The organism is Paenibacillus sp. 598K (assembly GCF_003851045.1).
Taxonomy (GTDB): Bacteria; Bacillota; Bacilli; order Paenibacillales; family Paenibacillaceae; genus Paenibacillus_D.
Genome location: NZ_BFBX01000011.1, coordinates 292 through 12,629, shown reverse-complemented (window position 1 = coordinate 12,629; position 12,338 = coordinate 292). Strand labels below are relative to the sequence as shown.

Genomic DNA, 12,338 nt, shown 5'->3' with positions numbered 1-12,338 from the left:
GGCAGGCGCTGCCGGCTCGACGACACGCCAGGCGAGCCACAGCTCCAACTCGTGACTATAACTTCGTGCGATGGATTCGCCCGTCTGCGGGATGCCGCATCGCAGCCAGCTCGCCTGCAAGTCCTCACCTTTGCTAACATCGCGTTCCAACTGCGCTCCCCCTCTCACGATACATGGTCGCAAACCCTGCGCGGACGCCCCTGCCAACGCCTCTGCTTTATGCGATGGGCGACTGCTCCGCTAACGAATGTCGCTCGCTGCGTACACGTTCTACCGCTGCCAACCACCCGGCATAGTCGGCATCCGCTGACGCCTGCGTCCGTTGCGGCCGGTGGGTCGTAGCGTCGCTCGCGAGCCGATCCAGCTCCGCTTCGTTCGCCCAGACGCCGGTCGCCAGACCGCCGAGGTAGCAGGAGCCTATCGCCGACAGCTCGGCGACGCCGGCGCACGCCAGCTCCGCTTGCAGCGTGTCGGCTTGCAGTTGCATCAGATATCCGCTCGCGCTAGCGCCTCCGTCCGCGCGGATCTGTCCGAGACGGATGCCCGCCTCGCGGTGGAACAGCTCCGCCGCATCCCGCACCTGGTAGGCGATGCTCTCATAGCCGGCCCGGATCATATGCGCCCGCGTCGCGCCTCGGCTCAGGCCGATGATCGCCGCCCGCGCCGAGGCGTCCCAGTACGGCGCGCCGAGACCGGCGAAGGCGGGTACGAGATAGACGCCGTCATTGTGCGGCAGCGCACTCGCCAGCCGCTCGGCCTCGGCGAAGCCGTCGAACAGCCCCAGCTCGTCGCGCAGCCACTTCATCGTGTCGCCCGAGCTATGGATGATCCCCTCCAGCGCGTAGTGAACCTCCTCGCCTGTCGACCAGGCGACCGCCGTTACGAGCCCGCCCTCGGAGGCGAGTGGCGTCCGCCCCGTATAAGCGAGCATCGACGAGCCGGTGCCGTACGTCACCTTGGCCATGCCCGGCTGTCGGCAACGCTGGCCATAGAGCGCAGCCTGCGAGTCGCCGATCAGCCCGCAGATCGGCACATGCTCCGCGCCGGGCAGCTCGGCGGTCGCCGGATAGCCGGCGATCGCGGTGCTGGAGACGATCCTCGGCAGCTCCAGCCCTTCGAGGCCGAACAGCGCCAGCAGCTCCGCATCCCAGCCGTTCGTATGCAGATTGTATAGCGATGTCCGGCTTGCATTGGTATGATCGGTCACATACGCCGCTCCGCCGGTCAGCCTCCAGACGAGCCAGGTATCGATCGTCCCCGCCAGCAGCTCGCTGCGCGGCGGCAGCTCCGGCGCATGCTCCAATATCCAGGCGAGCTTGGTCGCCGAGAAGTACGGATCGAGCAGCAGACCGGTCCGCGACTTGACGAGCGGCTCCGCGCCCTGCTCTCGCAGCTGTCGGCAGCGATCCTCGGTGCGCCGGCATTGCCAGACGATCGCTGGATACACTGGCTTGCCGGAGCGGCGGTCCCAGACGAGCGCCGTCTCGCGCTGGTTGGTGATCGTCAGCGCCGCCACCTGCCCCCAGCCGATGCCGCTCTCGGTCATCAGTTGACCGAGCAAGCGGCGGACATTGTCATAGATCTCCTCCGGGTCATGCTCGGCCCAGCCCGGCCGCGGGTAGGACTGGCGATGCGCGGCCGACGTCCTGGCGACGATCGCGCCGCTCTCGTCGACGAGCAGCGCCTTGGTGCCCGAGGTGCTCTGATCGATCGTTACGATATATCGCATCGGCTCACCTCTCAGCGCTGACGCAGCAAGTCTGCGACCAGCTCCCTGATATGCGCGACGCTGATGCCGTAGTGCTCGAACAGCTCCGCCGTCGTCCCCGTAATCGCCGGCTCGTCCGGGATGCCGACGATCCGCATCGGCACGGGCCTGTGCGCGACGACCGCCTCGGCGACCGCGGCGCCCAATCCGCCGTGGACGCTATGCTCCTCCAGCGTGATGATGCCTGCCGTCTCCTCGGCGGCGCGCAGCACCGCCTCGGTGTCAAGCGGCTTGATCGTATGCATGTTGAGCACCCGGCAACGGATGCCTTCGGCAGCCAGACAGTCCGCCGCATCAAGCGCGACGCGCACCGTCTCGCCCGCCGCGATCAGCGTCACCGCATCGCCCTGGCGCAGCTCGACCGCCTTGCCGATCTCGAACGGGATCTCCTCCGCGCTCTCATAGCAGTCCTGGACCGGATTGCGGCCGATCCGCATATAGACGCCGCCCTCATGCTGCAGCAGCGCCTCGATCGCGCGCCGCGTCTCGTGCCGGTCGGCAGGCAGGATGACCGTAAGACCCGGGATCGCCCGCGTGACGGCGATATCCTGGAGCGAGTGATGAGACATCCCGAGCGCCCCGTAGCTGACGCCGCCGCTGATGCCGACCAGCTTTACATTGGTCGCGGAGTATGCGACATCGACCTTGATCTGCTCGATCGCGCGCATGCTCAGGAAGCAAGCAGGCGATGCGACGAACGGCTTCTTGCCGGCCGAGGCGAGACCGGCGGCGATGCCGACGATATTCTGCTCGGCGATGCCCGTCTCGACGAACTGCTCTGGGTACGCCTTGGCGAACGGCGCCAGCGCCGCCGAGCCGCGCGAATCGCTGGCAAGCACTACGATATCCCGGTCCGTGGCCGCTTGCTCGACCAGCGTTTCGCAGATGACCTGACGGTTCGCGATTTTATTCACTGTAGTCATACCGTTTCCCCCGCTTCCTTGGCTAGCTCGGCCAGTGCCAGCGCCAGCTCGTCGTCACTGGGCACATGGTGATGCCAGTGCGGCACATTTTCCGCGAATGACACGCCCTTGCCCTTGACCGTATTGGCGATGATCAGCGATGGCTTGCCCGGGACGGTCGGCAGCTGCCGCAGCAGCGTCTCCAGCGCTTCCGTATCGTTGCCGTCCACCTCATGGACGGTCCAGCCGAAGCTCTCCCACTTGCCCCGCAGCGGCTCCAGCGCCATCACATCCTCGGTGCTGCCGCTGATCTGCAGCCGGTTGCGGTCGACGATGCCGACGAGCGTGTCGAGCTTGTAATGCGCAGCCGCCATCGCCGCCTCCCATACCGAGCCCTCGGCCAGCTCGCCGTCGCCCATCAACGTATAGGTCCGATAATTCCGCCCGTCCATCCGTCCCGCCAGGGCCATGCCGACCGATACCGAGAGGCCGTGGCCGAGCGCCCCGGTATTCATCTCGATGCCCGGCACCTTGTTGTTCGGATGGCCGATCAGCCGCGAGCCGAAGCGAGAGAACGTCGCCAGCTCCTCTTTCGGGAAGAAGCCTTTGTCGGCAAGGATGCAGTAGAGCGACTCGACCGAATGCCCCTTGCTGGCGATAAAGCGGTCTCGGTCCGGCCATTTCGGCTGCTGCGGGTCGACCTTCATTACACTGTAGTAGAGCACGGTCAAAATATCGGTATTGCTCAGCGATCCGCCGGTATGTCCCGTCTTGGCGCCGTGGATCATCCGCAGCAGATCCATCCGGATCTGGGCCGCCTTGCGCTTCAATTCATGCGTTTCCATCGTTTACGCTCTCCTTTCGCTAGTCCGCGCTGTCGCTACTGGATCGAGCCTCTCAGCCAGGCTTGAATCTCCTGCTCGGTCGGATCGACCGGATCGGCCTGCAGCCCCGGGATGTACTTGCACGCTTCATAGAGCACCGGCACGATATCCGCGTGGATGCCGACCGCATGATGCACATACGGACCTTCGACCAGCTTTTGCTCCCAGAGCGGCCAGTCGTTGACCTCGATCCAGACATAAGAGCCGCGCGTATACGGACCTTCGATGCCTCTAGCGCGACCGAGGAACAGCGAATATTCGCCATGATCGCCATCGAATCTCACGATAGTCATGCCGCCGCCGCGAATCTCGCCCTCATGCGTGCCCGGCGAATGATCGTCGAACAGGAAGTGCTTGCGCAGCTTTGGCTTCTCCCCCTTGGCTTGCTCCACGGACAACGACACTGGGAAGTTGCCGCAGTGGAACAACAGCTCGCCGTTCGGGTTATCGGGATGACGGATCGTCAGGTCGGCGAAGAAGGTCGGCGTCTGATGCATCGCGGCCGCCTGCGCCAGGATCGACGTGATCGCCCCGTGAATGTCGGTCTCGCACGTCACCGGGATCTGCTCATCGGTCAGGATCGCATTGGCCAGACAAGGCATGATGCCCATCGCCTCCTGCAGCGAAGACCAGCACTGGATCGCGATTGCGGTGCTCTTCGACTCTGTCGCATACCGCTTCATCGCTACCTTGAGCGCTGCGATCCGGCGCACCGCCTCGTCCGTCACCTCGGTCGTGTCGAGCGTCTCCTTGATGTAGGCGATCGCCTCATCCAGACCCGGCGCGCCGTGCTGCTCGATCTTGCGCGTAGCGCGCTGGATGTCGACGAGCGTGATCGGATGCAGCTCGATGCCGAAGCGCTCCAGCAGCTCGCCCTCGTTGCACATCATCGTCCAGAAGGACGTCGGGCGCGGGCCGATCTGGAGGATCCGCAGCTCGCGGAACGCCTTCACCGCATGGGCGGCGCCGACGAAGTTGACGAAGCCGCGTTCGAATACGGGATCGTCGACACGACTGTTCGTAATATAGGTGAACGGAACATTAAAACGGCGCAGCACCTTGCCGGTCGCGAACAGACCGCATTGCGTATCGCGCAGCCGCATGCCGTCCTCGAGCGGCGCTTCGTCGCGAGGTCCCCACAGCAGCACCGGCACGCCAAGCGCCTTGCCGACGCGAGCGACCGTATCCTCGGTGCCAAAGTTGCAATGCGGAAAAAACACCGCGTCCACCTTTGCTGCTCTGAAGCGCTCGATAATCGCCTCCGCCCCGATCAGATCGTCATAGAGCAACCCCTCCTCGTTGAGTCCCTCCAGATCGACGATGTCGATATCGAGACCAAAGCTCTCGATCTTCTCGCGGATCAATACCTTGTACCGATACGCATCCTCCGCGCTGAACACAAACCTTCTTGTTGGCGCATACCCCAATATAAATCTTGCCACCGCGCTCACTCCCCCAGGTTGGTAATGACTAAAAAAGAACTAAAACAAGCTCACAGCAAGCCAAGAACAGCAATCGCTTACAATTTGGATTGAGCTAATCATAGCACTCAACTTAACGAAACGTCAATTAAATTTTATATAAATTATCCGATAATTCTTGTTGTAATTCTAGTAGTGAAAATTTCAATTTCAACTAAAAAGCTGAATGCGACTGAAAAACACCCACCCGCAGATGGTCGTAGCGTGAAGTTTTCTGTTTTAGGTAAACGAACTAATTTTGTTGAATATTTTAGTTATCCATAGTAAGATTTACATAGTTAATGAGGTTTAGAGGAGGGATACTAGCCTTGATCAAAATAGAAGATATCGCCAAATCCGCCAACGTCTCCAAGTCGGCCGTCTCGCTGGCGCTAAACGGCAAGCCAGGAATCAGCGCGCAAACGCGGGCCAATATATTGCGCATCGTCAAGGAGAGCGGGTATGTCCATCGGACGAGCCGCGCCGAGAAGCCGCCGGCTGCCGGCGGCACCTTGCGTTTCGTCGCTTGCACGCATTCCGGCATCGTGCTGGAGCACTTTAACCAGCAGCCGTTTTTTATGGAGCTGATCCATTATATTGAGGACAAGTGCCGCAAGCGCGGGATTGCCTTGCTCGTCCATGCCTTGCCAGCGGACGAAGCCGAAGCAGGCATCGCCGCTCTGGAGCAAGAGCATCCGGCTCAAGGCTTGATCCTGCTCGGCACCAACCTGACCCCGGCGCAGGTCGCGGCGATCTCCGCTCGCCATCGCAACCTGATCGTGCTCGATACATGCCACGATACGCTCAGCGCCAACTTCGTCGTCATGAACAATACGCAAGGCGCGTATCTGGCCGCCAGACATCTGATCGATCAAGGCCATCAGAGCATCGGGATCGTTCAGTCCAATGTCCGCATGCACAACTTCGACGCCCGTCAGCATGGTTTCAAGCAAGCGCTGGCCCAGGCCGAGCTGCAAATAAGGCCCGAGCATGTGTTCACAGTCTCGCCAACCGTCGTCTCTGCGCAGGATGAGCTGGTCGAGACGTTGCGCAGCCGCCAGGACGACCTGCCGACGGCGCTATTCTGCGAGTGCGATTATATCGCGATCAGTGTCATCAAGTCGCTGGCCGAGCTTGGCTTGCGTGTGCCCCACGACATCTCGGTCATCGGCTTCGACAACATCCATGAGTCGATGGTCATCTCGCCGGAGCTGACGACCGTCCATGTCGAGAAGGAAGCGATGGCCGAGATGGCCGTCGCCCGGCTCGTAGAGCCGGCCTCAACGCTGCCCGGCATCACCAGCAAGACCGTCGTCGACACGCGACTCGTCGTGCGCCGCTCGACTTGTCCTCCGGCGGAGTCGCCAGCCAACCAACTCTAACGCTTGCCCTGGCGCTTATTTCACCGATTTTCGCCAACTTTCAACTCTAATGCTTGCCCTGGCGCTTATTTTCTTCTAAACAGCTAAATATCCCACTTTCAGGCCAAATAAGCGCCGTGAGGAGCGTTACAGTTTCCAAAGCGTAATTCCGAGCAAAATAAGCACCGTGGCGGACGTTACATTTCCAGAAGCTCGCTGCACCATCGTTGCCCTTCCAAAATTTTAGTTGTCTCCGTCAATGGACTCGTGCTAAAGTTGAACTATACGAATAACGGCGTGAAGCACATGCCGCTTTGAATCCGCTGCTCCTTGAGCATCCCCGGGTTCGAGGCGGCATTTTTCGTTGTCAACCGTCACAACAAGCGCACAAGGGAGGCAAATATGGGACAAACCTTTGATCAAGTCTACACATCCTGGCTGGACCAGCAAATTGAATCGGAAACCAATTTGCGCCGAAAGGCGCTTCTTCAGCGAGGGCTGAGTCACGGGACGGTCCAGCTGCTGCGGAAGATTTGGTATCCGGCGGTAGGCAGCCTTGACCATCTGTATGCCGAACATGAGGTTAGAGACTTCAACAATGGTTACCGGTATCTTGATCTTGCCTATATGCCTGGTCGCGCCAAAGGGTGCATCGAGGTTCAGGATTTCCGCACCCATGCGAGAGATATCGAAGCTGGGCGCTTCAAGGATCTATGTATGAAGCAAGCGCTGTTGGCGCTTGACGATTGGCTGCTGCTGCCGATCGCTTACTTGTCGATTCGCGATGATCCGGGGATGTGCAAGCAACTCGTATTGTCCTTCATTGGCAAGTTTCTGTCGCAGCAGGACCAGCCTCCGATGAATTGGGCAGCGTTGGAAACCATCCGCTTTGCACGCCGTATGTTGCGTCCCTTTACGCCTAACGAGCTTGCCGAGCATCTGCAACTCTCGCGTCAGCGCACCGCAGCCGTGCTGCACAGCCTCACCGCCCAAAAACGAATCGAGGTGGCAGGCGGCAAGCTGCGTTATCGGAGCTACCGACTGGCGCTAACCGAATCGTAAAGTTTCCTGCAAGGCGGCGGAGCGCGAGGTTACACGATTGCTGCACGAGCTGCGGCTGCGCAAAAAAACTCCACCCGACCACAAGTGAAGTGGAGGTGGAGGTTGATTGCGACGATAGTGTACATGAGACGGTAGCCCGAGCATCCATCCTTCCGACCAGCAGATGTACAGTCAACAGCCATCTACTGACCGACTTTACGCGATGAACCAATGCAACGCCCAACATACACGAAGACATGGCATCCATCACAAGCGGACGGGGTCGCCGCTCGCTTACTTCCCCTCGCAGATGATGACGTAGCGGCCCGAGCCGATCCGCAGCACCGTCTCTGCGCCGTCCGAGCGCAGCAGGCTGCACCCTCCTGCGTCCTCCGGCGACACGCCGTCGACAGTCGCAGAGCCGCCTGGCACATAGACATCGGCCGTCGTCCCGGCCGGGATCTCGACCTCCAGACGCAGACTGCCATCCGGCTGCAGCGCCCACTCGCTGCGGATCGTGCCGTACATTGACTCATACGACGCCTTGACCCAGGTCAGTCGTCCGCCCGGCTGCGGCCGGATGACCGCGTGGCGGAAGCCCGGCGCCACTGGATCGACCTCGATGCCCGCCATGTAGCGGTACATCCACTCGCCGACCGAGCCGAGCGAGTAATGGTTAAAGGAGTTCATCGACGGCGTCTGGAAGCCCTTGTCCTCGGTCCAGCCGTCCCAGCGCTCCCAGATCGTCGTGGCGCCATGCTTGATCGAGTACATCCAGGACGGAAAAGCCTCCTGCGTCAGCAGCTCGTACGCAACATCCAGGCGGCCGCTGTCTGTGAGCGCAGGCAGCAGGTAGCCGACGCCAAGGAAGCCGGTCGACAGGCGACTGCCGCGTCCCCGGATATCGGCGACCAACCGCTCAATCGCTTGCTCGCGCAGATCCCCCTCAAGCAAGCCGAACTGCAGCGCCAGCACATAGACGGTCTGTGTGTCGCCATGGATGCGGCCAGTGTCGTCGACGAAGGCGCGCCGGAAGGCAGCCGCGATGTCGCGGTACAAAGCCTCGTAGTGCGTCTGATCCGCTTCGTTGCCCAAGACGCCTGCGATGCGCGAGAGCAGCAGCGTGCTGTAGGCGAAGTATGCCGTCGCCAGCACCTCATTGGGCGTGTCGGCATCGATCGACAGCCAGTCGGCATAGTTGGCGTAGCCTGGCCGCACCAGCTCCTCGCTGTTGCTGCGCAAGTATTCGACCCAGCGTACCATCGCGTCGTAATGACGCGTCAGCACCTGCGTATCGCCATACATGAGGTAGAGCGTCCACGGGATGATGACCCCAGCGTCGCCCCAGCCGGAGTTGTCCGGCGCATACCAGTTAAGCCGCGTGCTCCACATCTTGAAGCGAATCCAGCCGCCGTCCGGCGCGACGTCCGTAAAGGCTCCCGACGGCTGCTGCGCGTCGATCATGTCCCAGACGAACTTGGTGAAGAAACGAGACACGTCCATATTGTACGAAGCGGTCCGCGCAAAAACCTGGGCATCGCCGGTCCAGCCGAGCCGCTCGTCGCGCTGCGGACAGTCGGTCGGCACCGACAGGAAGTTGCCGCGTTGTCCCCACGTAATGTTGCTGTAGAGCTGATTGACCATCGCATCGGATGTCTCGAGCTTGCCTGCCAGCGGCGTATCCGAGTGCACTACCTTGCCTGTGATGTCATCCAGCGTCGGCTCGCCCGGATAGCCGATGACCTCGACATAACGGAAGCCGTGGAAGGTGAAATGCGGCTCGTAGCGCTCGACGCCTTCGCCCTTCAGCGTATAATGGTCCTGCTGCACCGCACGTCGCAGATTGTCCAGATAGAGCGTGCCGTCGGGATTGAGCACCTCGGCATGGCTCAGCGTGATCCGGGTGCCGCGCGTTCCGCTCGCCCGCACCTCTGTCCAGCCGACCATATTTTGCCCCATATCAAAAATATACGTCCCGGCCTCCGTCCGGCGCACCTCGATCGGCCGGATCGTCTCGGTGATCCGCACTGGCGGCTCCACCATCGCTACCAACAACCCGTTATAACCCGGCCGCACATCCGGCTGCTCCCAGAACCCGTCATCATAGCCGGCATGACACCAGTCGCCCAGCTCCTGCCGCGCGTCATAGCTCTCGCCCTTGATCATATCGGAATACTGGATCGGGCCGCGAATCGTCTTCCAGGTGCCGTCTGTCACGACGAGCTGTCGCGAGCCGTCGGCATACTCGAGCACGAGCTGGAGCAGGAAAAATGGCCGCTCGCCATACACTCTGTTGCCGAGCATGCCGACCGTACCAGCGTACCAGCCATCGCCGAGGATCGCGCCGACTGCGTTGTCGCCTTGCTGCACAAGCGCCGTCACGTCGAGCGTCTGCACCTGCGTCCGCTTGTCATAATCGGTCCAGCCCGGTGCGAACGGCTCGCCCGACTCGACGCCGTTGACATAGAGTCGGTACAGACCAAGCGCCGACGCATAAGCTGTCGCGCGCGTCACCTCGCCCTCGGCGCGGAACGCCTTGCGCATATACGGCGCAGGCTGCAGCTCAACGCCCGACTCCGCCTTGCGGCCGATCCATTGGCCCTTCCAGGCGATCCGCTCCAGCAAGCCCATCGACCAGCTCGCCGGCTCGCTCCAGTCAGAGACAGCGCCCTGCGCGTCCCATACCCGCACCTTCCACACATAACGTCCCTCCGACTGCAACGGCGCACCGGCATAGACGATATGCTGCGACTGGCCGGACTCGACCTTGCCGCTGTCCCACATATCTGCCGCACCCTCCTGGAGCAGCTCCTCGCTCTTCGCGACCAGGATCTGATAGGCCGTCTGGCTCGCGCCTCTCGCCTCGGAGCGCAGCTGCCAGTACAGTCTTGGCTCGCGTGTATCGAGTCCCAGCGGGTTGTCCATATATTCGGTCCTGCATCGAACCACTTGCATCGTCATCGTTATCCCTCCAGTGATTGGCTCTGCTCGGCGTGGAGCTGCAGCTTGGCATACATATCTTCCAGTACAAAGCGGGCATCAATATAACGATACGCCCGAATCCGGCGCGGCGCCTGCTCGCTCCGCGGCGTATAGCTCAGATCCTCGCGAACAAACGGCGGCTCGATCAGGTCGTAATCGTACTCATGATCCTCGAGCAGCAGACCGATGGCCGGCGAATCGCCGAGATGCCACATCTCGCCCTTTGGCCAGCGCATGCTGTGGTGCGGCAATCGATTAAAGGCTTCCAGCTGCTCATACAGATAACGGCCGATCTCCCCATGCGGCCGCACCCGGACAGCCAGCTCCGCGAGACTGACCCGCATCATCTTGTACACATTTTTGGGCACCTGCCAGAGCTGAATCGGCGATCCAAAAACAATATTGGCCGCGTGCCGGTCCATACTCAGATTGAACTCGTCGCCCCCGTCCGGATAAGCGCCGCCGCCGATCCAGATCGCTGTCAGCCGTTCGGCGATGCGGGGCTCCTGCAGATAGGCTGCCGCCAGATCGGTCAGCGTGCCGAGGAAGATCGCATAGAGCGGCTTGTCCTCGTCCTTCATCGCCTCGCGGATCAGCAGCTCCGCCCCCTCCGACATGACCGTCGCGCGGTCATCGGGCAGCGCGTGCGTCGCGCCGCGATAAACGGGAGCCGCGCCCTCCAGCTTCATCAGACGCAGCACGTTGAGGATCTCCTCATAGGATTCCTCCATCGTCGTCGGCGTGCGCGTGCCGAAGTGCGCGGCGATGATGCCAGCGATGTCGAAGCGTGGCGTCAGCAGCGCATGCGCGATCGCATATTGATCGTCAGCTTCATTTTTAGCATCGGTATTGATGACGAGACGTATCTGTTTGTTATCCGGCACCGCGAAGGGTATGGTCAATGTTGTTGCAACCCCTTTCAATATTGTTTAACGAATCTGCCGCTGGATGGCGACAAATGCTAGTTGTTCACGCTAACTAAAATGAACTAAAATTTCGAAAATGCCTATTCCCTTTATTTAATGGTTAAATCCTATCACGAAGCGCTTTCATCGTCAATGCTCGTTTTAAATAAATTTACATTAAAATTAGATAAAATTTATAAAGAAACCTCTCTGAATGAAAGCTGTTCAGAGAGGTTTCCCAATCAAGTGCGCGGAACAAGCCGCTTATGCAAGAAGTCGACAATATGCTCGACCTGCCGGCCTTCGCCGTGTCGATGCTCGCCGAGCTTCATCTGGAGCAGACAGCCTGGATTGCTGGTCAACACATACGATGCGCCAGTACCGTTGACCTGCCCCATCTTGTCCTCGAGCAGTCGTCCCGCCATCTCGGGCTGGGTAATGTTGTAGATGCCCGCCGACCCGCAGCAGCGATCCGCCTCGGGCAGCTCGACGTAGGTAGTACCCTCGACGCTCCTCATGAGGCGACGCGGCGCATCCGACGTGCGCATCACATTGCGCAGATGGCAAGAGTCCTGATAGGTGACGCAGGTCGGCTCTGCTCCTGCTGCGGCGTCGCAGAAGTGCGGCAGACGTCCGCGCCGCACCAGCAGCTCGCTGATGTCGATGACATGCTCGGCGAACCAGCGCGCTTCGTCCCGCCAGGCGTCGTCGCTATGCAGCAGATGGTCGTAATCGACGAGCGTCGCGCCGCAGCCGCCGGCATTGGTGACGATATGCTCGACGCCCGCCGCCCGGAAGGCGGCGATATTGCTGCGCGCCAGCCGCCTTGCATCGTCGGCTTCTCCGCTATGCGCATGGAGTGCGCCGCAGCAGTTCTGCGCTTCGGGGATGACGACCTCGAAGCCTGCCTCGGTCAGCAGCTCGACGGTGTTGACATTCGTCTCGGTGAACATCACGTCCATGATGCAGCCACGGAACAAGCCGACCGTAGCGATCCGCTCTCCCTTGGCCGGGTGGCGCGTGCCGATCCGCTCG

General features: G+C 61.1%; 9 protein-coding genes. 2 read left to right on the top strand and 7 right to left on the bottom strand.

The window, feature by feature from the left end; translation table 11 throughout:
* Positions 1–217: 217 nt before the first annotated feature.
* The 4 genes from PA598K_RS04225 to PA598K_RS04210 are packed head-to-tail and all read right to left on the bottom strand — an operon-like array spanning position 218 to position 4,996.
* Positions 218–1,729, bottom strand: a complete 1,512-nt coding sequence (locus PA598K_RS04225; protein WP_128655670.1) for an FGGY family carbohydrate kinase — start codon at positions 1,727–1,729, stop codon at positions 218–220.
* A gap of 11 nt (positions 1,730–1,740) precedes the next feature.
* The gene (locus PA598K_RS04220; RefSeq protein ID WP_128655950.1) at positions 1,741–2,682 is read right to left on the bottom strand and encodes a transketolase family protein; all 942 of its coding nucleotides are present in this window, start codon (positions 2,680–2,682) and stop codon (positions 1,741–1,743) included.
* A 5-nt stretch (positions 2,683–2,687) separates the two neighbouring features.
* The gene (locus PA598K_RS04215; protein ID WP_128655668.1) at positions 2,688–3,515 is read right to left on the bottom strand and encodes a transketolase; all 828 of its coding nucleotides are present in this window, start codon (positions 3,513–3,515) and stop codon (positions 2,688–2,690) included.
* 35 nt (positions 3,516–3,550) lie between these two features.
* Positions 3,551–4,996 carry an L-fucose/L-arabinose isomerase family protein gene (locus tag PA598K_RS04210; protein WP_128655666.1) on the bottom strand — a complete coding sequence of 482 codons (1,446 nt, stop codon included), beginning with the start codon at positions 4,994–4,996 and terminating at the stop codon, positions 3,551–3,553.
* A 347-nt stretch (positions 4,997–5,343) separates the two neighbouring features.
* On the opposite strand from PA598K_RS04210, the gene PA598K_RS04205 reads away from it, so the two are divergent.
* Positions 5,344–6,396, top strand: coding sequence for a LacI family DNA-binding transcriptional regulator (locus PA598K_RS04205; protein WP_260405259.1), 1,053 nt, complete (start codon positions 5,344–5,346; stop codon positions 6,394–6,396).
* Positions 6,397–6,777: 381 nt separating this feature from the next.
* A complete protein-coding gene (locus PA598K_RS04200) occupies positions 6,778–7,437 on the top strand; it encodes a transcriptional regulator (protein ID WP_128655662.1) in 660 nt (219 codons plus the stop codon).
* A gap of 273 nt (positions 7,438–7,710) precedes the next feature.
* Here PA598K_RS04200 and PA598K_RS04195 read toward each other — a convergent pair whose 3' ends face one another.
* From PA598K_RS04195 to PA598K_RS04185, 3 genes are all read right to left on the bottom strand, one after another.
* The gene (locus tag PA598K_RS04195; RefSeq protein WP_128655660.1) at positions 7,711–10,377 is read right to left on the bottom strand and encodes a glycoside hydrolase family 78 protein; all 2,667 of its coding nucleotides are present in this window, start codon (positions 10,375–10,377) and stop codon (positions 7,711–7,713) included.
* A 2-nt stretch (positions 10,378–10,379) separates the two neighbouring features.
* Positions 10,380–11,300, bottom strand: coding sequence for a nucleoside hydrolase (locus PA598K_RS04190; RefSeq protein ID WP_260405258.1), 921 nt, complete (start codon positions 11,298–11,300; stop codon positions 10,380–10,382).
* A gap of 245 nt (positions 11,301–11,545) precedes the next feature.
* A partial coding sequence (locus PA598K_RS04185; RefSeq protein ID WP_148091916.1) for a (Fe-S)-binding protein occupies positions 11,546–12,338 on the bottom strand: 793 nt, incomplete at its 5' end.

Coding starts and splice junctions, on each gene's coding strand:
- PA598K_RS04195 (WP_128655660.1), bottom strand. CDS start 10,377: ATGACGATGCAAGTGGTTCGATGCAGGACCGAATATATGGACAACCCG.
- PA598K_RS04215 (WP_128655668.1), bottom strand. CDS start 3,515: ATGGAAACGCATGAATTGAAGCGCAAGGCGGCCCAGATCCGGATGGAT.
- PA598K_RS04200 (WP_128655662.1), top strand. CDS start 6,778: ATGGGACAAACCTTTGATCAAGTCTACACATCCTGGCTGGACCAGCAA.
- PA598K_RS04225 (WP_128655670.1), bottom strand. CDS start 1,729: ATGCGATATATCGTAACGATCGATCAGAGCACCTCGGGCACCAAGGCG.